Raw genomic sequence first — 24642 nt, 5'->3', positions numbered from 1 at the left:
TTCAAGGGCCGTGGTGAACGAACAGGTATTGCTGGCTGGCTGTGGCGACCTGGGCATGCGCGTGGCGCAGGGTTTGCGGGCGCGCGGCGACGAGGTGTGGGCGTTGCGGCGCGAGCCACCGCTGCCTGACGACAGCGGTATCCGTTGGCTGCGCGGCGACCTGACCCGGCCGGAAACCCTGCGCGAACTGCCTGTCGGCATCACCCGGGTGGTCTATCTGCCGACGCCGGATCGGCGTGACCCAGCAGCCTATCGCAGCACGTTTGTGGACGGCTTGCGGCACCTGCATGGCGCCCTCGATCACGCGCACTTGCAACGCATGCTGCTGGTTTCCTCGAGCGCGGTGTATGGCGAGCACGCTGGCGGCTGGGTCGATGAAGGCACACCGCCGGCGCCGCCGGGATTCAATGGCAGCGTGCTGCTGGAGGCGGAGCAGTGGCTAGCCACGCAGCCGGTGCCTTCGATCGTGTTGCGGCTGGCTGGCTTGTACGGGCCGGGCCGATTGCAGTTGATCGAACGCCTGCGCGCCGGCCAGCTCAAGGTGCCGCGCGCGCAGGCGCATTGGGCCAACCGGATCCATGCTGACGATGCCGCTGCGGCGATCGTGCATCTGCTGCAATTGGCCGATCCGTTGCCGCTTTATGTTGGCGTGGATAGCACTCCGCTGCTGCTCGATGTGCTGTACGACCATCTGTCTGCATTGATCGGCGCGCCGCTGGCCGAAGATGGTCCGGCCCCGGTCGGTATCGGTAGCAAGCGGCTTAGCAATGCGCGGTTGCGAGCCAGCGGCTTTATGCCGCGCTGGCCGGATTCGCGTGACGGTTATACGGCGCTGCTCAACCGTGGCTGAGCCCGGTCACATGCCGCTCGTCATCGTATTCCACGCAGCTGTCGGCCAGTGCCGGCAGGGTGGCGAGCGCGTGTCGGCTCAGGCGTTCGAAGTGCGCCAGGAACTGCTTCATCGCTGCGGCATCCATGGCCAAGGGGGCATGGCGCGCCAACAGCTCCTGCTCCTGTTCGCCGCGCCAGTCGCGCACGATCTCCCAACTCGGTGCCTGCAGCACGATCAGCGCGTCGAACTTGCGCCATAGCGGCTGGTAGCCACGCAACTGCTTGTTGACCCAATGCCGCCAGCTGCCGTCGGCATCTTCCGTGCGCTCCAGCTCATTGACCGGGACGTCCAGGGTGGCCTGCAGCTGCGGTCGGATACCCAAGGCCCAGCCTTCCACGATTACCAGCTTCGGTGGCCGCGTGACGCGCGGCCACCGCGACGGTGGAATGCGCGTGTCGCGGCCCTTGTCGAAACGCGGATGTGTTACCGGCAGTTTGTCCGAGGCTTGCGGCAGCGCGGCCAGCACCGACAGCAGCAGCTCGATCTCATGGGTGCCCGGCACGCCGCGCGAGCGCAGCAACGGGTGTATCTGGTGCGCTAGCGCTTCACGGTCACTGCGGGAGTAATAGAAATCATCCAGCGAGAGTACTTCGGTGGCCCATCCGCGTGCTTCGGCCTGCAGCTTCATCACGCGTGCCAGGGTGCTCTTGCCGCTACCCTGCAGGCCGGACAGGCCGATGATGTACGGCCGCCGTGAACGGGCAATCCGCCCGGCATACTGGTCGAGCAGGTGGCCGGCAAGGGCCTCGTTCTGCATGCTGGCGTGAGACTTCATCCGCAACATACCAAGGTGCACCAATGCCATTCTACGGCCGGCAAGCGTTGATGGCAGGGCTTCCCGCCAGCAGATCCGTCGCCGGTACATGCCATGGCAGGAAATCGGCCTGACACCCGATTCGTCATGGATGTACTGGATGACTGAGGCGTTGCACTATCATCGGTCATGTTCATTCGCGCCATGATGGCGCGTGTCGGCCACGATGCAAAAGGAAAGTTTCAGACGCCATGCTCAACCCCGAGATTCTGGATACCTTCACTCGGCTGCTGGACGAAGCCAAAGCCAGTGGTGAGCGCGAGCCGACCGCGATGAACCTGGCCACCGTCGACGGCTCCGGCCGGGTGTCTTCACGCATTGTGCTGCTCAAGGGCGTCGACGAGCGCGGCTTCCGCTTCCACACGAATTACCAGAGCGACAAGGGCAGCCAGCTCGAGACGCATCCGCAGCTCGCGCTGTGCTTCCACTGGAAGCAGTTGCGCGATGGTGTGCAGGTCCGCGTGGAAGGTGCCGCGCGCAAGCTGCAGGATGAGGAATCGGATGCCTACTTCGCCAGTCGCTCGCGCGGCAGCCAGATCGGCGCCTGGGCCTCCCTGCAGTCGCAGACGTTGCCGGATCGCGACACGTTCGAGCAGCGGGTGGCGCGCTACGAGCATGAGTTCGACGGACGCGATGTGACGCGACCACCGCATTGGGGCGGCTATCTGGTGGAGCCGGATATGCTGGAGTTCTGGTACGGCGCCGAATTTCGCCTGCACGAACGGGTGCGCTGGAGCCGCCATGGCCAGACCTGGACGAGCCGGCTGCTGTACCCGTAATGGTTGACGCGTATCCGCAGCGCATTGTCTGCCTTACCGAAGAGCCGACTGAAGTGCTCTACGCACTCGGCGAACAGGATCGCATCGTCGGTATCTCCGGCTTCACCGTGCGGCCGCCACGGGCGCGCAAGGAAAAGCCCAAGATCTCGGCGTTCACCAGCGCGAAGATTGGCGAAATCCTGAAGCTCGAACCCGATCTCGCAATCGGCTTCTCCGATATCCAGGCCGATATTGCGCGCGAGCTGATCAAGTGCGGCGTCGAGGTGTGGATCAGCAACCATCGCAGCGTGGACGGCATCCTGGCCTATATCCGCCGGCTTGGCGCGATGGTCGGTGCGCACGAAAAGGCTGAAGCCTACGCGCAGGAGGCCGAGCGACATATCGCCGAAATTCGGGCCTCTGCAGCGCAGCTGCCGCGCCGGCCCAAGGTGTATTTCGAGGAATGGGACGAGCCGATCATCACCGGCATCCGTTGGGTCGCCGAGATCATTGGCATTGCAGGCGGCGACGACTGCTTTCCCGAACTTGCCCGCGAGCCGCTGGCGAAGCAGCGGATCCTTCCGAATGGCGAGGAAGTGGTGCGGCGCGCGCCGGACATTATCCTCGGCTCGTGGTGCGGCAAGCGCTTCCGGCCGGAGAAAGTGGCGGCACGGCCGGGTTGGGAAACCATTTCGGCGGTGCGCAACGGCGACCTTTACGAAATCAAGTCACCGATCATCCTGCAGCCGGGACCGGCGGCGTTGTTCGATGGACTGGATGCGATCCATCGCATCATCGTCGAGTGGGCGCGCCACTGATTTTTGGCGTGGCTCAGCCGCCAAAGGCCAGTCCAGTGCCAAGGTCCATCAGGGGCTTGGCTACCAGCAGACGCATAAGCAACAGCACGATCATCACCACCATCGGCGCGAAGTCGATAGTGCCGGCGATAAGCTTGCCCTGCAGTGGCCGTAGCAGCGGGGCGACGATGGTGCCGGCCAGGCGCAGCAGCGGCTGCCGGCGATCCACCGCGAACATGCTCAGCAGCGACCACCCAAACAGAAGCACGATGTAGAACAGCAGGGTGAAGTCGAGCAGCTCCGCGAGCGCCAACAGCAGCAGGCCGGCTACATGCGGCATGATGCCGATCAACGCAAACAGCAGCAGACGCTTCAACACCATCGCCAGCCACGCCAACACTAGCGCGGCCAGGTTGATCCGGCGCCAGTTCGGCAGCACGCGACGGATCGGTGCCAGTACTGGGTTGGTGTAGCGGTAGATGAACTGGCTCAACGGGTTGTTGAAGTCCGCGCGGCAGGCCTCGGCAGCCACCCGCAGCAGCAGCAGCGTGACGGCGGCCTCGAAGGCCAGCTCGATCAGTATGGACAGGGCATTCAGCAGGTAGCTCACGACAGTTTGTCCAGTTGGGCAGCCAGTTCCACGCCACGCCGGGTGGCAGCGGCGACGGCGTGGGCGACGATACGCGGCAGGCCATCGGCAGCGAAGCTTTCCAGCGCAGCCTGGGTGGTGCCGTTCGGCGAGGTGACACGCTGGCGCAGCAGGGCGGGGTCCTCGCCACCCTCGACCAGCATGCGGCCGGCGCCGAGGCAGGTCTGTGCGGCCAGCGCACGGGCAGTGTCGCGTGGCAGGCCCTGCGCCACGGCAGCGGCTTCCAGCGCTTCGACCAGGGCGAAGAAATACGCGGGACCGGAACCGGACAGCGCGGTGACGGTGTCCATCAGCGCCTCGTCGTCGATCCAGCGGGTTATCCCGGCGGTATCGAGGATGTGTTGTGCCTGCGCCTTCTGCGCTGGGCTGACCCGGCTGTTTGCGCACAGGCCGGTGGCACCGGCGCCAATCAGCGCTGGCGTGTTCGGCATGCAGCGCACGATGGGCAGGCCGGTGCCAAACCAGCGTTCAAGCTGGTCTAGGCGCACGCCGGCGGCGATCGAGATCAGCAGTGGCCGATTGCGTTGCAGGGTGTCGCGCAGTTCGGTATGTATCGCCGGCATGATCTGCGGCTTGACCGCCAGCAGGATGACCTCGGCCTGTGCCGCAGCCAGCCGGTTCTCGGCATAGCAGGGAACCCCGAATTCGCGACCAAGCGCCTGGCGCGCTTCGGCCAGGGGTTCGGCCACGCTGATGGTGGCGGCGGCCACGCCGGTCTTCAGCAGGCCGCCAATCAGGCTGCGGGCCATGTTGCCGCCACCGATGAAGGCAAGTTGGGTCATGCAGGGGTTCCTCACTCATCCAGACCGCGTACCTTACCGGAGCGGGTGCGCTCGCGATGCAGTTTTGTAGATGTGCGCGCTGTGGGTCAGGCCTGTCCGCAGTTTGGGGCGGTACTTGGACGACCGCTTTTCCGGCGACTGTGCAAACCAGATCGACAGTTTGCGCATCCACGACGGGAAAGACTGGCCGCACAGGCGGTTGCACGAGTAGTATCGACGCGGCTGCAAGGGGAATCGGTGTTTGGTTCGGATGGCTTGGTGGCGGTTGCGCCATGCGCTGCGACGCAGCATGCCTGCGAACTGCATACGTCCCCTGATGCGGCATCCAATTCATGCCATCCAGACGATCGGTTGAGGGGAACGACAGATGGACATTGCCGAACTGCTTGCCTTCTCGGTGAAGAACAAGGCCTCGGACTTGCACCTGTCCGCCGGGCTGCCACCGATGATCCGCGTTGACGGCGACGTACGCCGCATCAACATTCCTGCGCTTGAGCACAAGCAGGTGCATTCGCTGATCTACGACATCATGTCGGACAAGCAGCGGCGCGATTACGAGGAATTCTACGAGACCGATTTCTCCTTCGAGATTCCCGGCCTGGCGCGCTTCCGCGTCAACGCGTTCAACCAGAACCGCGGCGCCGGTGCGGTGTTCCGCACCATTCCGTCCGAGGTGCTGACGCTTGAGGATCTCGGTGCGCCGCGCATCTTCAAGGAGCTGATCGAGCAGCCGCAAGGTCTGATCCTGGTGACCGGTCCGACCGGCTCGGGCAAGTCGACCACGCTGGCGGCGATGGTCGACCACGTCAACAAGAACGAATACGGCCACATGCTCACGATCGAGGACCCGATCGAGTTCGTGCATACCTCGCAGAAGTGCCTGGTTAACCAGCGCGAGGTCCATCGCGACACATTGGGCTTCAACGAGGCGCTGCGCTCGGCGCTGCGCGAGGATCCGGATTACATCCTTGTTGGCGAGTTGCGCGATCTGGAAACCATCCGCCTCGCACTCACTGCAGCGGAAACCGGCCACTTGGTGTTCGCCACCGTGCATACCAGTTCGGCGGCCAAGACGATCGACCGCATCATCGACGTGTTCCCCGCCGGCGAGAAGCCGATGGTGCGCTCGATGTTGTCCGAGTCGTTGCGCGCGGTGGTCTCGCAGTCGCTGCTGAAGAAGGTCGGAGGTGGGCGTATTGCCGCGCATGAAATCATGGTCGGCATCCCGGCGATTCGCAACCTGATCCGCGAGGACAAGGTAGCGCAGATGTATTCGTCGATCCAGACCGGCACGCAGTTCGGCATGCAGACACTGGACCAGTGCCTGCAGGATCTGGTCAAGCGCGGCTTGGTGACGCGCCAGCAGGCTGCCAGCTACGCCAAGAACAAGGAAAGCTTCAAGTAATCGTGAAACGGGAATCGGTCTGAGGCACTGTCGAGCAATCATGCAGCACTGCCTCATCACCAAAAATCGACCGACAGGCCACGTGATGGCATCGGCATCCGGTCAGGCAGATTTTCGATTCCCCGGTTTTCGTATCTCATTTTCGGGAGTTAAGCCATGAGCGATTTCGATTTCACCTCGTTCCTGAAACTGATGGTGCACAAGAAGGCATCGGATCTGTTCATTACGGCCGGCGTGGCGCCTTCGATGAAAGTGCAGGGCCGGATCGTGCCGATCACCCAGAGTCCGCTCAGCGTGCAGCAGTCGCGCGACATGGTGCTCAACGTGATGACGCCGGGACAGCGCGAGGAGTTCGAGAAAACCCACGAGTGCCAGTTTGCGATTTCCGCGCAGGGCGTCGGCCGCTTCCGCGTGTCGTGCTTCTACCAGCGCAACTGCGTCGGCATGGTGCTGCGCCGGATCGAGTCGAAGATTCCGACCCCGGAGGAGCTGAATCTGCCGCCGGTGATCAAGCAGCTGGCCATGACTAAGCGCGGCATCATCGTTTTCGTTGGCGCCACCGGCTCGGGTAAATCGACTTCGCTGGCGGCGATGGTTGGCTATCGCAACTTGAATTCGACCGGCCACATCATCACGATCGAGGATCCGATCGAGTACGTGCACAAGCACGAGGGCTGCATCATTACCCAGCGCGAAGTTGGCATCGACACCGATAGCTGGGAAAACGCGCTGAAGAACACGCTGCGCCAGGCGCCTGACGTGATCATGATCGGCGAGGTGCGTACTCGCGAGGGCATGGATCATGCGATCGCCTTCGCCGAAACCGGCCACCTGGTGTTGTGCACACTGCATGCGAACAACGCGAACCAGGCGATGGATCGCATCCTGCACTTTTTCACCGAGGATCGTCGCCAGCAACTGCTGATGGACCTGTCGCTGAACCTGAAGGGCATCGTGGCGCAGATGCTGATCCCTACGCCCGACGGCAAGGCGCGCCGTGTCGCGGTGGAAGTGCTGTTGGGTACGCCGCTGGCGCAGGATTACATCCGCCAGGGCGAGATCCACAAACTCAAGGAATTAATGAAGGAATCCACCCTGCTCGGCATGAAGACGTTCGATCAGAGCCTGGTCGAGCTGTACCACGCTGGCGAAATCTCCTACGAGGATGCGCTTCGCTACGCCGATAGTTCCAACGAGGTGCGCCTGCGTATCAAGCTGGCGCAGGGCGGCGACGCGCATACGCTGTCACAGGGTCTGGACGGCGTGGAGCTGGAGGAAACGCGCGATTCGCAGAACTTCAGCGGCGGCAACAGTCTGCTGAATCGCTGAAGGCGGCGACGCGAATGGGATATCGATCCTGACAATGACAAGGAGCGGGGATGCAGTCGTTCAATCCGTATGCGCCACCCAAGGCTGAGCTTGATGCAACAGGTACGGAAGGTGGGTGCTGGCGTGATGGCAAGGTATTGGTGGTCAGCAGCAGTGGGCGTCTGCCGTATCGCTGCGTGAAATGTAACGGTGCGGCCATGGCGCCGATGAAGGAGCGCAAGTTCTACTGGCATCACCCCGGGCTGTATCTGTTGCTGCTCCTCAATATCCTTGTCTACGCCCTGGTAGCCCTGCTCGCGAGAAAGAAGACCGAGCTGGCTGTCGGTCTATGCGAGGAGCACGCACGGCGCCGGCAATTGAGCATTGGGGTATGTGTCGCGGGCCTGTTGCTCGGTCTGGTGGGCATTGCCATCGGCATTCAGCGCAATACGGGTGCGCTGACCCTGGCTGGCGTGTTGCTGCTGCTGGGGGCCATGATCATCGGTGTGGCAGGAGGGCGGCTCCTGGTTCCCGTGCGCATCGAGACTGCGCTCTCGCGTTTCAAGGGCTGCAATCGCAGTTTCCTGGACAGCTTGCCTGACTTTCGTAGCAGCATCCGTTACTGAGCCGTGACTGCGCGGGCAGGCAATGAAAAGGGGCCTGTGGCGGCCCCTTTTCGACTGCACCGAACGGGTAGTTACTTGCTGGACGTGCTGTCCGATGTCGACGCTGGCGTCGCGCTGACCGTCAGGCCGCTGGCATCGACGCTCTTGACACCCTTTACCTTCTTGGCCACGCGCATGGCGTGGTTCTTTTCCTTTGTTGTGGCGACATTGCCAGTGAGCGTGACTACGCCATCACTGGTTGAGACCGAGATGTCGGTGGCATGGATGCCCTTGGTGGTTCCGAATTCGGATTTCACTTTGGTGGTGATCCATCCATCGGCAGCCTTGTCCGGCACGGTCTGGTTGTCGGCCGGCTTCTGCATCTGTGCACCGGCATCTTGCGCGGCGACCGAGCCAAACGGTACCGCGGCGAAGGCGAGCATCAGTCCAGTGGCAAACACGCTGTTGCGGATCATCGAATGGTTGCGCATGGCAATCTCCTGACAGTGGGAAGGTTGGTCGGCGACGACGGCTGTTCGGTTGTTGCCGACTTCCGTTTCCTATGGCAACAGCCGTCACGTGAATATCGTGTGGCTGCGCCCGGGGAGTGTTCAGCTGGCGATTACGGATGCGAAGAGCAGGTCATGACGATGTTTGCTTGATGTTCGGTGTGAAGCGCTCACCCATGAAAAAACCGGGGTGCCGAAGCGCCCCGGTTTCCAGTGCGTGTCGCTGAGGCGGGTTACTTCAGGACGGTCTGGGTGGTGAATACCATACCGTCATTGTCGACATGTATTTCGGCATCAATACTGTCGACCCGCTCGGCCTGGGCCTTCATGGCCGCAAATTCAGCCTTCGAACGGGCCGCATTGGCGGCTGTCTGCGCGGCGTCATCGGCGCTGTCGCTGTCGCTGTCGATCGAGAGCTCGTCGCTCTTGCTGGGTTGGGCGTTGGCGGCGGACTGGCTGTCGACCCATTTTTCCATCAGCTGCAGCATATCCAGATACATCGCGCCACTGAGATGCATGCGGGTGACGCGACCGGCATCGCCAATGGGGTCCTTCAGCGTGTCGGCGAGTTTGGCGTCTTCGCCGGCACCGATACCCAACGCAAGTGCCTTGTCGCTCATGGCGAACCACGCTGGCTGCCCGAGCATGCTGGTCATGTCCTTCGGCAGTGGCAGCGGCTTGCCGTCGTTGGTGGGCTTTAGTTGCGCCAGCACAGGCACCATCATCTGGCTTGTGGCGAGAAGGCCGGCGGGGTTGCTGCTGCCGAGCACGATGCGGCCGCTGAAGGTCGGCAGGCTGGCGTTCTGGCCAGGCACCAGGGTATCCAGTGCGATGCGCAGGCCGAGCATGTCGCCAAACGGCGGGATCGCCGCTTTCTGCATGGCCGGACCGAGCTTGGCAAAGCTGTCGTTGAGATCACTCAGTGCAGGGCAGGTGAACGGCTTGGCGGTCACGGCATCGGCCTGGGCGGACCAGAACGTGCGCAATTGTGCGATCGGCAGCGCGAGAGTCAGGTCGAACGGCGCAGTACCTGCGCTGCCCAACCCGGGCAATTCCACCTTGAGGCCGGCAAAGGCCTTGCTGATGTCATCGGCCAGCGCCATGTCGAAACGCACATCCTGCTGTTTCGCCTCAAGCCGGGTATAGCCGAAGCTGAGCGCGGGCACGCGGGCGGCGATGCGGGCAGCGTCGCTCGCGCAGCTCGGTGACGTCTGCAGCTGGTTGGCGACCGGTTCGCCGGTCTTGGCGGATTCGGCTTCGGCGCGCGCCTTGCGGATCGCGCTGAGCAGCGGATCCTTGCCGCTGATCACCAGTGGCAGGGCGCGCGTCACATCCAGATCACCGACCACCCACAGCCGGTAGCCCTTGGCCTTGGCCAGTGCGGTCAGGCGACCGTCGTCCTGCAAGCTTTTCTGCGGACGATCCAGTCCCAGCGCCTGGCGCAGCATGGCGGGTGCTGCATCAGCCGGCAGCAGTGCGGCCACGGCCTGCTTGCCGACCGTGGCCAGAATGACCTCGGTGCCCGAGGCGGCAAAGACATATTTGCGGTAGCTCTGTGCCCCGAGGCTGGCGACATCGAGCTTCTTGCCGTAGGCAGTTTCCAGCCGGCCGATGAAGCCCTCGAATGCCTTCGGATCGCTCAGTTCGAAACGCATGACCGGCGCCAGGCCGAGTCCGTAGAACGCCGAGAGACCCTTGAGGTTGATGCCGGCGCCGTCGGCGAAGCTCTCGATCGTCTTGCCGTTGAATTCGGCACTCAGCGCGCGCAGCAGATGTGCGCCATCGGGATCCTTTGCCGCCAGGCGATCGGCCGTGGCATTGATCTGGGCCAGTTGCGAGGGCAACTGCGCGTCGGCCTGGGCGAGCAGGGCGGTACGGGTGGCGTCGTCCAGCACGTCCAGGTTGGCCACGACATACGGCGTATCGGCCGGTACGAAAGCCAATGGAACATCCTTGTCCTTGTGCCCGCAGGCCGCCAGCATGACGCCAGCAAGGCCCAGCGCGATGAAGCGCGTCGTCGATCGCATATGATCCCCGTCGTGTGAATGTTGCGTTTGCACATTATGCCTGCTTTACCGGTAGCCGCGGCGTGACAATCGCCGGCTGGCATGGGCTCCCGCGATTGCGCTGGACTCAGCGGGCCAGCACTTCGTTGAGCACGGCCATGCGCACGAACACGCCATTGCCGACCTGTTCGAGGATGCGCGACTGCGCGCCGTCGGCCACCTCCGTGGCGATCTCGATGCCACGGTTGATCGGCCCCGGATGCATTACCAGGCAGCCCTTGGCGGCGAGCGCCAGCCGGCGCTGGTCCAGCCCGTAGCGGGTGAAGTAGGCCGCTTCGTCTGGCAGGTCGGTCGAGGCCATGCGCTCTTTCTGCAGGCGCAGCGTGATCACCGCATCAGCACCTTCGATCGCGGCATCGAAGTCGTCGTAGTGCTGGCAATGCGGAAATTCCTCGACTGCCGGCATCAGGGTGGCTGGGCCGCACAGGCGGATACGCTTCACGCCCAGCGCGGAGAATGCGTGGATGTCCGAACGCGCCACGCGCGAATGCTTGATATCGCCGCAGATCACCACGGTGAGATTCTCGAAATCCGGCCGGTGCTGGCGGATCGTCAGTGCGTCGAGCAGGCCCTGGGTCGGGTGCGCACGGTTGCCGTCGCCAGCGTTGATCACAGACACGCCACTCATCGCGTGGTGAACCAGCTCGTCCGGCGTACCCGAGTGCTTGTGGCGCACGATGATCGCATCCAGATGCATCGCTTCGAGCGTGTGCAGCGTGTCGAAGAGTTCCTCGCCCTTGCTGGTGGAGGAAAAGCCGATGTCGAAGTTGATCACATCCGCGCCGAGCCGGCGCGCGGCCAGTTCGAACGATGTGCGGGTGCGCGTGGATGGCTCGAAGAACAGATTCAGCACGGTGCGCCCGGCCAGTACGTTGAGCTTGCGGGTGCCGTGCGCGCAGGCGTCACGCAGCGCCTCGGCGCGGTCGAGCAGGCGCTCGATCGTTTCGCGCGGGAGGTTTTCCAGGGTGGTCAGGTGGCGCAGGCGAGGGCTCATGGCGGCAGGTCTGAGGATGGCGAGGGAATGGGGCAGTGGTCGGTGGCGTCAGCAGACAACGATTCTGCACCGCCCAGCCAGCGCTCCACGATGATCGCGGCAGCTTCGGCGTCGATCGTGGCGGCATCGCGTCGTCGCTTGAGCCCGGCGGCGCGGGCAGCGGCAAAGCGCTCGGCGGCTTCCTGTGAGCTGTGCCGCTCATCGACGAGCACGACCGGCAGGCCGTAACGCTGCTGCAGTTGGGCAGCAAAACGACGGGCATTGCGGCTGGCGGCCTGCTCGCCACCATCGAGTGCCAACGGCAACCCGACGACGAGGGTATCCGGCAACCATTCCTTGCGCAGGCCATCGAGCTGTTGCCAGTCCGGTTCGCCATCACGCACGGGAATCGTGGTCAACCCGCGGGCGCTGGTAGTGAATGCATTGCCGATGGCCACGCCGGTCAGACGGCTGCCGACATCGAAGCCGAGTACACAACTCATGCGTGGCCCGCATAGCCGGACAGCTGGCGCGGGTCGACCCCGACCAGTCCGGCGGCGGCGCTCCAGCGTTCCTCCAGTGGCGTGTCGAACACCACCCGGCCGCAGGCTTCGGCGGTGAGCCACGCGTTGGCCATCAGCTCCTGCTCCAGCTGGCCAGCATCCCAGCCGGCGTAGCCGAGCACCATGACGGCCTGGCGCGGGCCTTCGCCAGCGGCCATCGCGACCAGGATGTCGCGCGAGGTAGTGACCGACCATGCGGTGTTGACGCGATAACTGGACTCCCAGTCGCCGGGTTCGCGATGCAGCACAAAGCCGCGCTCCTGCTGCACCGGGCCGCCGATCAGCACCGGCGCATCGGCCAGTTCGCTGTCTGCACATTCCAGCCGCATCTGCGCCAGCACATCGCCGAAGCGATATTCGGACAACTGGTTCACCAGCAGGCCGATGGCGCCGTCCTCGTCATGCTGGCAAAGCAGGGCTACGCCATGCGAGAACGGCGGCTCGGCCAGGTTCGGCATGGCGATCAGGAAGTGCCCGGTGAGGGTGCTCGACGTGGTGATACTCATGCGGTCATTGTAAGCCCGACAAGCCGCGAGTCGCGCGCTTGGCAGGTGAGGGCGGGACTTATTTGTTGCGTAGCACATCGCCCGGCAGGAACTGCCAGGTACGGGTGATGTAGAGCTCGTCCACACTGGCGTCTTTCGGCAAAGGTGGAAACGGCGCGGCCAGCCGCACGATGCGTTCGGCGGCGGCGTCCAGCAGGGGTTGTCCGGAACTCTTGATGATCGTGATGTTCTTGATGTCGCCGTTGCGGCCGAGCCCGACGGTGAGGAGCAGGTCGCCGTACAGCTTGCGCTGGCGCGCTTCGTCCGGGTAATTGAGATTGCCGATACGCTCCACCCGATCGGACCAGCCGCGCATGTAACTCGCGTAGACGTATTCCTTGGTATTGGCCGAGATGAATTTCTTCTTGGGTCGCTTGGCCAGCGCCTCGGTCTGCTGGCGCAGCTCGGCGGCCAGCTGGGCAATCGCCTGCTGGCGCTTGAGTTCGGCCGCGGTCGGGGTCTGCTCCTCGGGGTCGACCTGGGTCTGTGCACTATCGCTGGCGACAGTGAAGTCGGCCGCACCGCTGGTGGTGACCATGCGGGTCGGCGTGGCCTCGCGCGGCTGGGGTGTGGTGGCCTCGACCGGTTGCGCGGCGATACCCGGGTCCGGCTTGGGCAGTTCACCGGAAAACAACTGCGACGGCCGCGTCGCGCGATCGTTCTGGCCGCCACCGCTGTTATTGGCCTGAGCCAGGAAATCGGCCTTGTCCGGCGCTTCCTGATTGGCCACATTGACCAGGGTCACGTCCAGCGTCGGCAGGCTGGGGCTCGGTTTCACGAAATGGAACGTGATGCCCAGCAACAGCACACCGTGCAAAAGCAGCGAAAACAGCATGGTGGCGCCGATGGGATTCGGCGTAGTGGCGACAGTTGCAGGGGTGCTCACGCGGTACGCTTTCCAATGACGTGCTGCTCGATGACGTCGAACAACTGACCGGCAATGTTAAGCCCGAACTGGGCATCCAGTTCACGCATGCAGGTCGGGGATGTGACGTTGATCTCGGTCAGGTAGTCGCCGATCACGTCCAGCCCGACAAACAGCAGGCCGCGCCGGCGCAGCTCCGGCGCCACCTGCGCCACTATCCAGCGGTCGCGGTCGGACAGCGGCACGCCGACGCCGCGGCCGCCGGCGGCGAGGTTGCCGCGGAATTCGTTGCCCTGCGGGATGCGCGCCAGTGCGTACGGCACCGGTTCGCCATCGACTATAAGGATGCGCTTGTCGCCGGCGGTGATTTCCGGGATGTATTTCTGCGCGATTGTCAGCTGCCGTCCTTCGCCATGGGCACCGCCGCCGAGCAGGGTTTCCAGCATCGAGTTGAGGTTGCTGTCGCCGGCCTTGACCCGGAAGATGCCGCGGCCGCCCATGCCGTCCAGTGGCTTCAGCACCACCTCACCGTGTTCGGCAGCGAAGCGGCGCAATTCGCCGGCGTCTCGCGAGACCATGGTGGGCGCAATGCACTGCGGAAAAGCCAGTGCGAACAGCTTCTCGTTGCAGTCGCGCAGTGAACGCGGGTCATTGATGACGCTGACACCACCGCGCTGGGCGACTTCCAGCACCATCGTGTCGTAAATGAACTGGGCATCGACCGGCGGATCCTTGCGCATCAGCACCACGTCGAGCTCACGCAGGTCGCGCCACTGCGATTGCCCAAGCGTGTACCAGTGCTGCGGATCCTCACGCACGCTGAGCGGCGCGAGTCGCGCCCATGGCGCGCCGTCGCGAAGTGCCAGGTCGCCCTGTTCGAGATAGTGCAACGTGTGGCCGCGGCGCTGGGTCTCCAGAAGCATCGCGAAGGTGGTGTCCTTGGCAATCTTGATCGCGCCGATGGGATCCATCAGCACACCGACCGAAAGGGTCATTGAGTTCTCCGTTGGTGGCTTGGTACGGGCAGGCATGGATCGTCTGGCGGCTATACTAAAGGTAGACGGCCGCCGAGGCAGTTGGTGAGTGAAAGGCTGCCACGCACGATGCTGTCGCAGGTGGCCAGATGGTGCCACTATGGGTCACCTGCGGCAGCTCGAAAGACGCGCCGGTGATTATTGCTTGACAGTCTCGGCGGGCAGGCAGTAAACAACAAAGCCTCGGATGCACCGCCGCAGAGCGGGTATCGGGTGATTTGGTTCGAAATTTTTTGCATGTACGCCGCGCGGCATGGCTGTTGCATGTCTTGGTGTCTATCCTGAGCTCGGGGCGGGCCGCAGGGGGAGTAGTGAATTTGAACGTGAGTGCAAATGACTTGGCTGGCCTGAAGGTCATGGTGATCGATGACTCCAAGACCATCCGCCGCACGGCGGAGACCCTGCTGAAGAAAGAGGGTTGCGAGGTATTGACCGCGGTCGACGGATTCGAGGCGCTAGCCAAGATCTCCGACCAGAAACCCGCGATCATCTTCGTCGACATCATGATGCCGCGGTTGGATGGATATCAGACTTGCGCGCTGATCAAGAACAACCCGCTTTTCCGTGCCACACCGGTGATCATGCTGAGCTCGAAGGATGGCCTGTTCGACAAGGCACGCGGGCGCATCGTGGGTGCCGAACAGTATCTGACCAAGCCGTTCACGCGAGACGAACTGCTTGGTGCCATCCATCGCCATGTCAGCACGGTGCCGAGCCGCTGACTGCAGATTCTGAGGGGGACCTGTGGCCACCATTCTAATCATCGACGATTCGCCGACCGACGTGCGCGTGTTCACCACGCTGCTTGAGCGTGCCGGCCATCAGGTCGTCGCTGTCGGTTCTGCCGAGGAGGGCATCGAGCGCGCACGCGCCGAACTGCCCCACCTGATCATCATGGACGTGATCATGCCCGGCATGAACGGTTTCCAGGCAACGCGCACCTTGACCCGCGATCCGATCACCTCGGGGGTGCCGATCGTAATGATCACCACCAAGTCGATGGAAACCGACCGGGTATGGGGTTTGCGTCAGGGCGCCCGTGCGTTCATTACCAAGCCGGTGAACGAGAAAGAACTGCTGGGCTGTATCAACGATCTGTTGTCGAGTGCGACATGAACCAATCCGTCAACCGCACCCCGTTCGAAATCCTGGCCCGCTACGAGCGGCTGTCGCTGGCACATGCCTCCGACACGCAGGACAAGCTGGAGGCGCCCGGATTGTGGCGTGGCATCGGTTTCCGCGTTGGCTCGAGGCTGCTGGTCAGTGGCATCGACGAGATCAACGAATTGCTGGCGGTACCCACGTTGACACCGGTGCCTGGGACGCAGCCATGGCTGCTCGGGGTGGCCAATGTGCGCGGTAATCTGGTGCCGGTGGTCGATTTCAGCCGCTTCCTGTTTGGCGAACGCACGCAGCATTCCGAGCGCACCCGTTTGCTGGTGGTGCGCCAGGGCAGCGGTAGCGTGGCGCTGCTGGTCGACGAGGTGTTCGGTCAGCGCACGGTGGACGAGCAACAGCGACGCGAGGCCGAGCGCGAAGATGATCCGCGGCTGGCCCGCTTCGTCGAAAACCGGGTGGGTGAACAGCAACTGGCGATTTTCAGCATGAATCGGCTGGTGCGCGCACCGGATTTCCGGCAAGCCGCGGCCTGATCTGGCGCAGCTGTAGTTATTGAAGCGCCGGCGCCGATCGTGGCCGGAAACTTGGGACAACATTCCCTGGCCAGTCCCCGCGCGATGATGCGGAGCCGGCAACGTATAAGTTAGACGGATGAGGTGAACATGAGCACTACAGGGGGCGTCAGCAGGGAACGGGGTTACACCGCACTCATTGTCCTGCTGTTGATCGCGATTGGTCTGGCAGCGTTTGACTTCTGGCGGCTGAACATCAAGAACGATGAGGATCGCCAGGCCATCGCGCTGACCACGCAGATCCAGGTGCTGTCACAGCAGACGGCCAAGTTCGCGTTGGAATCGGCGGGTGGCAATACCGATTCCTTCAAAGAACTTGAGGGCACCCGTAACTCGATCGATTCGGCCGTACAGCGGCTGGACAAGGGCGATCCGACCAGCGGCATGCAGGCATACGGCGACAATAACGCCACGCCCGCCGGGCGCGCCGTGAGTGCACTTGACGCCTCGTGGAAGCAGCTTGACGCCGACATCGGCAAGATCCTTTCCAACAAGGCGGTCGTGCTCGATTCCGGACAACGCGCCGACACACTGTCGCAGCAGATGCCGTTGCTCAACTCGAGCATGGATCAGGTGGTCAACATTCTGCAGCAGCGCAACGGCAGTCCCGAACAGATGCTGGGCACGTCCCGCCAGATGCTGTCGGCTGACCGTATCATCCGCCGCGTGCAGGAGGTGCTGCAGGGTGGCGACAATGCCCAATCGGCAGCCGATGGCCTGTCCCGCGATGCGCAGTTGTACGGCAGCGTGCTGAAAGGCCTGCTGGTAGGTAATGCCGACAGTGGCGTGAAGCCGATCGGCGATGCCAATGCGCACAAAATCCTCACTGACATGGATGCCAGCTGGACCACGCTGGCTGATCCAGTCGCCAAGCTGGTTGCCGCGGCGGGCAACCTTGCCGACGTGAAGCATGCAGGCAACCAGGCCTCACTGGATTCGCAGACCGTGCTGCTGCGCGCCAACGACCTGTCCGAACAGATCGGCAAGCTGCCGCTGCGCCGGCTGTTCCCGAACGTCTGGTGGGGCCTGTTCGGCGCGATCGCCGCGGTGGCGTTCGCCCTGTTGCTGGTTATCACCCTGGTAAGCGATCAGCGTCGCCGGTTTGCCAGCAGTACCGAACTGAACCAGCGCAACCAGGAGGCGATCATGCGCCTGCTGGACGAAATGGGTTCGCTCGCCGAAGGTGACCTCACGGTCAAGACCACGGTGTCGGAAGACATCACCGGCGCGATCGCCGACTCTGTGAACTACGCCATCGATGAGCTGCGTTCACTGGTAACCACCATCAACGAGACCTCCGAGCAGGTGTCGTCGTCGGCGCAGGAAACCCAGACCACCGCACGCCACCTGGCCGACGCGGCCGAACAGCAGGCGCAGCAGATCAGCTCGGCGACCTCGGCGATCAACCAGATCGTGAGCTCGATGGATATCGTGTCGAAGGACTCCGCCGAATCGGCCGACGTGGCCGAGCGCTCGGTGAAGATCGCTTCGCATGGTGCCGAAGTGGTGCGCGAGACGATCTCCGGGATGGACTCGATTCGCGATCAGATCCAGGAAACCTCCAAGCGCATCAAGCGCCTGGGTGAATCCTCGCAGGAGATCGGCTCGATCGTGGAACTGATCAACGACATTGCTGAGCAGACCAACATCCTGGCACTCAACGCGGCGATCCAGGCGGCTTCGGCCGGCGAGGCGGGCCGAGGTTTCGCGGTGGTGGCGGACGAAGTGCAGCGACTGGCCGAACGTTCGACCAGTGCGACCAAGCGTATCGAAACGCTGGTACAGACGATTCAGTCCGATACCAACGAAGCAGTGAACTCGATGGAGCAGACCACCGCCGAGGTTGTCGCCGGTGCACGCAAGGCGGAGGACGCCGGCAGTGCACTGGGTGACATCGAGCGCGTGTCGCACGATCTGTCGGCGCTGATTCAGAACATCTCCAGCGCGGCGCGTCAGCAGTCCGCGGCGGCGACCGACATTTCGCATTCGATGAACGCGATTCAGGAAATTACTTCGCAGACCTCGCAGGGCGCGAGCCAGACTGCCGACTCGATCGGTACGCTGGCACAGCTGGCGAGCGATCTGCGGCGCTCAGTGGCGCATTTCAAGCTGCCGGGTTGACATCGTTCTGGCTGGTATTGGCATTTTTCGGGGGGCAGTCTCGTTGGTTGCGTGATGCGTGCGAAATGCGACATTGGGCAACCGTTGAGAGAGGCGCATGAGACTTCAAGACCACATCGATTTCACCACACTGCAGTGGGTCAAGCCGGAGCTCGACGATACCTTGTCGATCGCCCGCGAGGCGCTGGAGTCCTACGTCGACAACCCGGGCAAGCGCGACTTCATGCGCACGTGTTCGGATCACCTGCATCAGGTGCTTGGCACCTTGCGGATGGTCGAGCTGTATGGCGCGGCGATGGTGACCGCGGAGATGGAGACGCTCTCCATCGCGCTGCTCGAGGAGCATGTCACTCATCGTGAGGAAGCCTATGCCGCGCTGATGCGTGGCCTGATGCAGCTGCCGGACTACCTCGAACGCCTGTCCAGTGGCCATCGCGACGTACCAGTGGTACTGCTGCCACTGCTCAATGATCTGCGCGCCAGCCGTGAGCAACCGCCGCTGACCGAATCGGCAATGTTCCACCCCAATCTCGACGCGTTCCTGCCGGAACAGGCACCAGCTGCCATGAGTGAGGCGTATGCCGAAGCTCATCGTGGCGAGCTGGTGGATCTGCGTCTGCGCTTCCAGCAGCAGTTGCTGGGCTGGTTCCGCGGGCAGAACGCGGCACAACAGCTGATCGGCATGCGCAAGACCCTGCTGGCGATCACCGCGCGCTGCCACCACGTGCATGGCCGGCGCCTGTGGTGGATTGCTGCCGGCGTGCTGGAGGGGCTGGAGCAAGGTGCGCTCAAGAGCCATGCGGGCGAAGTGCGCCAGTTGATCGGCAAGGTCGACCGCAATATCCGTCTGCTGATCGAACAGGGTGAAGACAGCCTGCGCGGCGGCGAAGCCGACGAGGTGGCCTGCAAGCTGCTCTACATCGTGGCCCAGGCCAAGCAGCGCAGCCCGCAGATGGAGTTGCTGCGCACGACCTATGCGTTGGACAGCCTGCTGCCTGATGTCGGGGAGCTGGAACACGCCCGTGGTTCGATGGCAGGGCACAACCGCGCGCTGCTCGATTCCGTATCGCGCGCATTGAAGGACGATCTGTTGCGCGTCAAGGAAGCGCTGGACCTGTTCCTGCGTCAACAAGACGGTGACCCGGCGCAACTGGCTGCGCAGGGTGAAGTGCTCGAACGCGTTGGCGATACACTCGGCATGTTGGCGTTGGCGGTACCGCGCCGGGTAATCAACGAACAGCGGCGCGTGCTGGACGAGATCGCCAATCGCCTGCGTGCGGCTGATGAGGATACGTTGCTTGATGTGGCCGGGGCCCTGCTATATGTCGAGGCCTCGTTGGACGATCACATCGAGAGTCTGGGCTCCGCCGAGGGCGAGCCGGCTACCGGCGACGCCATGCAGGGTCTGCCGCGCAGCGAAGCGCTGGGTGTCGTCACGACCCTGATGCAGGAAGCGATCAGCAATACCGGCAAGGTGAAGGACGCGATCGTTGCCTTCGTCGAATCTGGCTGGGAGCACGACCGCCTGACCGGTACTCCGGCCTTGATGGACGAGGTTGCCGGCGCGATGCGCATGCTGTCGGCAACGCGTCCAGCCGAACTGGCTGAAGGCGTGGGCCGCTTCGTCGGCTATGAACTGCTGGGTGACCGGCGTGTGCCCAGTGGGGCGCAGATGGATCATCTGGCCGATGCACTCGCCGCGCTGGAGTACTACCTCGAGGCTGCGCGTGAACATCGTGGCGGCCTGGAGCATATCCTCGACGTGGCCGAACACAGCCTTGGCCTGCTCGGTTACTGGCCGTTGCCAGCCGCGCGTGCGGTGCCCACGGTCGCGGCAGCCGTAACCGAAGTGCGGGCGGATGCATACACCGGTCACGGTCTCGAGGATGAGGAGCACCCGGAACTTTCTGAATCTGTCACCTTGCTTCCCGGTGATGACCTGGGGCATCTGTTTATTGGCGGAACTGAGCCGCATGCAGCACCTGTCCACAATCTGGATGGGTTGCGGCTGGCACAGACCGAGGCGACGACGCCACCTGTCCCGGTGGAGAGCGCGTCGGATCATCAGGACGGTGACTGGACCGAAATCGAGGAAGAGGTTTACGAGCAGGTGCCGGTTCGCGACGCATTGGCGTCCAACACCCACTTCAATGCCAACGCGGAAGGTATCGATGACGATATCCGCGAAATCTTCCTGGAGGAAATGCAGGAAGAAATCGACAGTCTGCGCAGTGCCGAGAAAGTCTGGCTCGCTGATCCGACCCAGCATTCGTCAATGATCAGCATCCGCCGTTCGTTCCATACGCTCAAGGGCTCCGGCCGATTGGTCGGTGCCGGCGTGCTCGGCGAATTCGCGTGGAAAGTGGAAGACATGCTCAACCGGGTGCTGGACAACACCATCCAGCCGCACGAGGGTGTGCAGGCGGTGGTGCGGCACGCGATCGATGCGCTGCCCCAGCTGCTGGCAGCGCTCAAGGGTGACGGCGCACCGGCCGTGCCGCTCAGCGCCATCATGCAGGCCGCCGAGCAAGTCGCGGCGGGCAATCAGACAGCGCGTGTCGAGGACTACACGTCGGCTGCGACCGAAACAGTACGGCGCGTGGTGCGCCGGCGCGTGCCACGTCTCGATCTGGCAGCGCAGGCTGTTCCGGAAGCAGGTGTGACCGATGCCCGCAGCGTTGCCGCCGACCACGAGGCCGTCGAACCGGCGTCGATGGTAGCGGTATCAGTGATGCCGCCGGTTGATCCGGTATTGCTGGAGATCCTGCGCAGTGAGGTCGCGCAATACCTTCAGACCATTCGTGCCGCAATCCAGCGCAGCCGCAACGAGTTGCCGATCGGCGAAGAGCTGCTGCGTGCCGTGCACACACTGCATGGCGCCATCGCAATGGTCGATATCCCGTTGTTGACGCAACTGCTTTCGCCGCTGGAAGGGCTGCTCAAGCGCGTGCGTGCATCCAATCTGCCGTTGCCGGCGGATGGCGTTCACCTGCTCGGCCAAGCGGTCGAGGTGGTCGACCACGTCATGCGCCAGTTTGATGTCGCTGAGCCGCAACTGCCCAGCACAGATGCGCTTGCCGCGCAGCTCATCGAGATGCGTGATCGCTATCCCGAGTCGCAGGTGGCGCATGTGGTATTTGAGCCACGTCCGGACGAAGAGGCGCCGGCCGCGGAAGTCGCCGCTCCGGAGCATGCCGGCACCGACGAAACGGCCATGGCCGCTTCGCTGGATGCCAGCATGGATAGGATCACCGCTGCACAGCCGGATGAGCCTGGTGCCGAGGTGCCATCGGTGCCGGAAATTCATCCGGACGATGCACACCATGCCGAGCTTGCCGCCGAACTTGTAGCCGCATTAGGTGCGTTCGAACCAGGAGTTGCCGCTGCCGAGCGCGCTGCCGCCGAGAAGGCTGCGGCGGAACAACAGGCTGCCGAGCAAGCCGCTGCCGAGAAACTTGCTGCGGAGCAGGCTGCTGCCGAGAAGCTCGCGGTGGAACAGGCCGCTGCCGAGAAATTTGCGGCGGAGCAAGTTGCTGCCGAGAAGCTTGCGGCCGAGCAGGCTGCCGCCGAGAAGCTGGCCGCTGAAGAAGCTGCGGCTGAGCAGGCCGCGATCGCACAAGCTGCGGCTGAGAAAGCGGCAGCCGAACAAGTCGCTGCCGAGAAGCTGGCCGCAGAACAAGCTGCGACTGAGCAGGCTGCTTCCGAGAAAGCTGCCGCCGAACGGGTCGCCGCCGAGAAAGTGGCGGCGGACCAGGCTGCAGTTGCCGAGAAACTTGCGGCAGAACGGGTGGCTACCGAAAAGCTGGCTGCCGAGCACGTGGCAGCCAAGGCCGACGCCGAGCCGCCGCAAGAGCATGCTTATGCGTTGGCGGGGTCCGGCTTCATCGACGCCGATCTGCTTGAAGTGTTCATCGACGAGGCGCGCGAAATCCTCGACCACGCTGATGGCGTGCTGGCGCAGTGGCATGACGCTCCGACCGAGCTGGTACATGTGTCCGAACTGCAGCGCGACCTGCATACGCTCAAGGGCGGTGCACGCATTGCCGGGTTGATACCGGTAGGCGATCTCACCCATGCGATTGAAACGCTGCTCGAAAAACCGATACGCGATCAGGCCAAGGTCGGTCCGCTGATTGCGGCGCTGGAGGCGAGCTTCGATCAGCTGCACTCGCTAGTGCAGCAGGTTTCGCAGGGCCAGACGCCCGAGTATCCGCAGGCCACGATCGATCACCTGCTTGGTCTGGCCGGCGAACATATGCTGGCCGACGACGCGGTGCTGGCCGCCGCCGTCATGCCGGCGCCGGTGTCGAAGCCGGTGCGGACGACCCCACTGCCGACGCTGCCGATTGCGCTGGATGGGCTGGAGTTGCCCGAACTGCTGCCGGAGGAGGAAGAGGAAGTACGCTCCTCGCAGGAACAGATCCGCGTCCGTGCCGACCTGCTCGACAACTTGGTCAACCACGCTGGTGAGGTGGCGATTTATCGTTCGCGCCTCGAGCAGCAGGTGGCAGGCTATCGCTTCAACCTGGTCGAGCTGGAGCAGACCGTGGCACGCTTGCGCAGCCAGCTGCGCATGCTTGAGATCGAGACCGAGGCGCAGATCATCGCGCGCTTCCAGCGCGAGCATCGCGAAGCGGGCCTGGCGGCGTTCGATCCGCTCGAGCTCGATCGTTATTCACAACTGCAGCAGTATTCGCGTGCACTGGCCGAGTCGGTATCCGATCTGGTGTCGATCCAGAGCATGCTCGATGAACTGACCCGCCAGGCCGAAACCCTGCTGATCCAACAGTCGCGCGTCAGTACCGAGCTGCAAGACGGTCTGCTGCGTACGCGCATGCTGCCGTTCGACACGATGGTGCCGAACCTGCGTCGCACGTTGCGACAGGCGGCCCAGGAGCAGGGCAAGAGCGCCCAGCTGTACGTCGACGGTGCGCACGGCGAAATGGACCGCAACCTGCTCGACCGGATCAAGGCGCCGTTCGAGCACATGCTGCGCAACGCGATCGCGCATGGTATCGAAACCCCGGCTGAGCGCCGCAAGGCGGGCAAACCGGCTGAAGGCTCGGTGCATATCCAGGTTGCGCGTGAAGCCACCGAGGTGGTGATCCGGGTCAGCGATGATGGTCGCGGACTGGATCGTGCGGCGATCCGCAAGCGCGGCATCGAGCGCGGGCTGCTGCGTGCCGACACCAAGCCCACCGACAACCAGCTGCTTTCGCTAATCACCCAGCCGGGCTTCTCCACCGCCAGCAAGGTCACCCAGCTGGCCGGTCGCGGTGTCGGCATGGACGTGGTAGCGAATGAGATCAAGCAGCTCGGTGGTTCGCTGTCGATCGAATCGGACCAGGGCAAGGGCAGCACCTTCGTGTTGCGTCTGCCATTCACGCTCGCGGTGACCCAGGCCATCCTGGTGCGCATCGGCGAGGCGACGTTCGCGATTCCGATGACATCCGTGCAGGGTGTGGCACGGGTCAATCCGGACGATCTGGCGACCTTGCTGACCGAGGAGGAACCGTCGTTCCAGTATGGCCACGAGGCCTACGGCATCCACGACCTGGCAGAGTTGTTGGGCCTGCCGCCGGGGCTGCCGGCCGAAGGCGAACAGCAGCCGTTGCTGTTGACCCGCGCGGGCGACCTGCGTGCGGCGATCCGCATCGATGCCGTACTCGGCTCGCGCGAGATCGTGGTCAAGTCGGTGGGTCCGCAGATCAGTTCCGTACCGGGTCTGCTCGGTGCAACCATCATGGGCGACGGTTCGGTGCTGATCATTCTGGATCTGGCGCCGCTGGTTCGCCATGGCATCACCCGTCGCATACAGCGCCTTTCCGATGGCCTCAGTGCGGTACAGGCACCGGTCATCGAGGAAGTGCGGGTACGTCCACTGGTGATGGTGGTGGACGATTCGATCACCATGCGCAAGGTCACCAGCCGCGTGCTGGAACGTCACGAATACGAAGTCAGCACGGCCAAGGACGGTGTCGATGCGGTGGAGAAACTGCACGAGCGCGTGCCGGACCTGATGCTGCTCGACATCGAGATGCCGCGTATGGACGGCTATGAGCTGGCGACCCACATGAAGGCCGATCCGCGGTTGCGCAACGTGCCGATCATCATGATCACCTCGCGCAGCGGTGACAAGCATCGCCAACGCGCGTTCGACATTGGCGTGGATCGTTATCTCGGCAAGCCGTATCAGGAGGCTGAGCTGCTGGTGCAGATCAACGAGGTGCTGGAGCAGCGTGCGGCGGAGCCTGTTCATGAGTGA

General features: G+C 63.5%; 21 protein-coding genes. 11 read left to right on the top strand and 10 right to left on the bottom strand.

Translation table 11 applies throughout. The features are described 5' to 3' along the window. The first annotated feature begins 13 nt into the window (after nucleotides 1–13). Nucleotides 14–850 (top strand): NAD-dependent epimerase/dehydratase family protein, encoded by an 837-nt coding sequence (locus GSQ75_RS01470; protein WP_158753851.1) that lies wholly within the window; start codon nucleotides 14–16, stop codon nucleotides 848–850. Here GSQ75_RS01470 and GSQ75_RS01465 read toward each other — a convergent pair. Further along, the gene (locus tag GSQ75_RS01465) at nucleotides 837–1667 is read right to left on the bottom strand and encodes a kinase (RefSeq protein WP_158752772.1); all 831 of its coding nucleotides are present in this window, start codon (nucleotides 1665–1667) and stop codon (nucleotides 837–839) included. The two genes, GSQ75_RS01470 and GSQ75_RS01465, sit on opposite strands and share 14 nt — an antisense overlap. 230 nt (nucleotides 1668–1897) lie before the next feature. Here GSQ75_RS01465 and pdxH point away from each other — a divergent pair, with 230 nt between their 5' ends. Together pdxH and GSQ75_RS01455 are read left to right on the top strand one after the other, a co-directional pair. Then, complete coding sequence (gene pdxH / locus GSQ75_RS01460) at nucleotides 1898–2485, top strand: pyridoxamine 5'-phosphate oxidase (RefSeq protein ID WP_158752771.1); 588 nt, start codon at nucleotides 1898–1900, stop codon at nucleotides 2483–2485. After that, nucleotides 2485–3282 (top strand): cobalamin-binding protein, encoded by a 798-nt coding sequence (locus tag GSQ75_RS01455; RefSeq protein ID WP_158752770.1) that lies wholly within the window; start codon nucleotides 2485–2487, stop codon nucleotides 3280–3282. Before pdxH ends, GSQ75_RS01455 begins: the two co-directional genes overlap by 1 nt. A 13-nt stretch (nucleotides 3283–3295) precedes the next feature. Here GSQ75_RS01455 and GSQ75_RS01450 read toward each other — a convergent pair whose 3' ends face one another. Together GSQ75_RS01450 and proC are read right to left on the bottom strand one after the other, a co-directional pair. After that, complete coding sequence (locus tag GSQ75_RS01450; RefSeq protein WP_158752769.1) at nucleotides 3296–3871, bottom strand: YggT family protein; 576 nt, start codon at nucleotides 3869–3871, stop codon at nucleotides 3296–3298. Continuing rightward, a complete protein-coding gene (gene proC / locus GSQ75_RS01445; protein ID WP_158752768.1) occupies nucleotides 3868–4692 on the bottom strand; it encodes a pyrroline-5-carboxylate reductase in 825 nt (274 codons plus the stop codon). Before proC ends, GSQ75_RS01450 begins: the two co-directional genes overlap by 4 nt. Nucleotides 4693–5059: 367 nt before the next feature. On the opposite strand from proC, the gene GSQ75_RS01440 reads away from it, so the two are divergent. The 3 genes from GSQ75_RS01440 (at nucleotide 5060) to GSQ75_RS01430 (ending at nucleotide 8031) form a co-directional block, all read left to right on the top strand. Beyond that, nucleotides 5060–6097 carry a type IV pilus twitching motility protein PilT gene (locus tag GSQ75_RS01440; RefSeq protein WP_158752767.1) on the top strand — a complete coding sequence of 346 codons (1038 nt, stop codon included), beginning with the start codon at nucleotides 5060–5062 and terminating at the stop codon, nucleotides 6095–6097. A gap of 156 nt (nucleotides 6098–6253) precedes the next feature. Next, nucleotides 6254–7426: a PilT/PilU family type 4a pilus ATPase gene (locus GSQ75_RS01435; RefSeq protein WP_158752766.1), complete on the top strand. Its 1173-nt coding sequence runs from the start codon at nucleotides 6254–6256 to the stop codon at nucleotides 7424–7426. 50 nt (nucleotides 7427–7476) lie between these two features. Beyond that, nucleotides 7477–8031 carry a hypothetical protein gene (locus tag GSQ75_RS01430; protein ID WP_158752765.1) on the top strand — a complete coding sequence of 185 codons (555 nt, stop codon included), beginning with the start codon at nucleotides 7477–7479 and terminating at the stop codon, nucleotides 8029–8031. 71 nt (nucleotides 8032–8102) lie between these two features. Here GSQ75_RS01430 and GSQ75_RS01425 read toward each other — a convergent pair whose 3' ends face one another. The 7 genes from GSQ75_RS01425 to gshB all read right to left on the bottom strand — a co-directional run bounded on the left by GSQ75_RS01425 (nucleotide 8103) and on the right by gshB (nucleotide 14526). Then, a complete protein-coding gene (locus tag GSQ75_RS01425; protein ID WP_158752764.1) occupies nucleotides 8103–8501 on the bottom strand; it encodes a BON domain-containing protein in 399 nt (132 codons plus the stop codon). 251 nt (nucleotides 8502–8752) lie between these two features. After that, nucleotides 8753–10546, bottom strand: a complete 1794-nt coding sequence (locus GSQ75_RS01420) for a hypothetical protein (RefSeq protein ID WP_158752763.1) — start codon at nucleotides 10544–10546, stop codon at nucleotides 8753–8755. A 106-nt stretch (nucleotides 10547–10652) separates the two neighbouring features. Continuing rightward, entirely contained in the window at nucleotides 10653–11579 is a 927-nt protein-coding gene (locus GSQ75_RS01415) for an aspartate carbamoyltransferase catalytic subunit (protein ID WP_158752762.1), read from the bottom strand. Further along, nucleotides 11576–12061, bottom strand: a complete 486-nt coding sequence (gene ruvX, locus GSQ75_RS01410; RefSeq protein WP_158752761.1) for a Holliday junction resolvase RuvX — start codon at nucleotides 12059–12061, stop codon at nucleotides 11576–11578. The genes GSQ75_RS01415 and ruvX overlap by 4 nt, the downstream gene beginning before the upstream one ends. Beyond that, complete coding sequence (locus GSQ75_RS01405) at nucleotides 12058–12627, bottom strand: YqgE/AlgH family protein (RefSeq protein ID WP_158752760.1); 570 nt, start codon at nucleotides 12625–12627, stop codon at nucleotides 12058–12060. The genes ruvX and GSQ75_RS01405 overlap by 4 nt, the downstream gene beginning before the upstream one ends. A gap of 58 nt (nucleotides 12628–12685) precedes the next feature. Beyond that, complete coding sequence (locus tag GSQ75_RS01400; protein ID WP_158752759.1) at nucleotides 12686–13552, bottom strand: energy transducer TonB; 867 nt, start codon at nucleotides 13550–13552, stop codon at nucleotides 12686–12688. Beyond that, nucleotides 13549–14526 carry a glutathione synthase gene (gene gshB / locus GSQ75_RS01395; RefSeq protein WP_158752758.1) on the bottom strand — a complete coding sequence of 326 codons (978 nt, stop codon included), beginning with the start codon at nucleotides 14524–14526 and terminating at the stop codon, nucleotides 13549–13551. The genes GSQ75_RS01400 and gshB overlap by 4 nt, the downstream gene beginning before the upstream one ends. Nucleotides 14527–14921: 395 nt before the next feature. Here gshB and pilG point away from each other — a divergent pair, with 395 nt between their 5' ends. The 5 genes from pilG to GSQ75_RS01370 all read left to right on the top strand — a co-directional run bounded on the left by pilG (nucleotide 14922) and on the right by GSQ75_RS01370 (nucleotide 24642). After that, nucleotides 14922–15287, top strand: a complete 366-nt coding sequence (gene pilG, locus GSQ75_RS01390; RefSeq protein ID WP_158753850.1) for a twitching motility response regulator PilG — start codon at nucleotides 14922–14924, stop codon at nucleotides 15285–15287. Between the two features lie 22 nt (nucleotides 15288–15309). Continuing rightward, entirely contained in the window at nucleotides 15310–15681 is a 372-nt protein-coding gene (locus tag GSQ75_RS01385) for a response regulator (RefSeq protein ID WP_158752757.1), read from the top strand. Further along, entirely contained in the window at nucleotides 15678–16217 is a 540-nt protein-coding gene (locus GSQ75_RS01380) for a chemotaxis protein CheW (RefSeq protein ID WP_158752756.1), read from the top strand. Before GSQ75_RS01385 ends, GSQ75_RS01380 begins: the two co-directional genes overlap by 4 nt. A 129-nt stretch (nucleotides 16218–16346) precedes the next feature. Then, a complete protein-coding gene (locus GSQ75_RS01375; RefSeq protein ID WP_158752755.1) occupies nucleotides 16347–18377 on the top strand; it encodes a methyl-accepting chemotaxis protein in 2031 nt (676 codons plus the stop codon). 97 nt (nucleotides 18378–18474) lie between these two features. Further along, nucleotides 18475–24642, top strand: a complete 6168-nt coding sequence (locus GSQ75_RS01370) for an Hpt domain-containing protein (protein ID WP_158752754.1) — start codon at nucleotides 18475–18477, stop codon at nucleotides 24640–24642.

It is taken from the genome of Dyella sp. S184 (assembly GCF_009766065.1).
Classification (GTDB): domain Bacteria; phylum Pseudomonadota; class Gammaproteobacteria; order Xanthomonadales; family Rhodanobacteraceae; genus Rhodanobacter.
The sequence above is the reverse complement of the archived record's forward strand: the minus strand, read 5'-3'. Positions and strand labels throughout refer to the sequence as shown.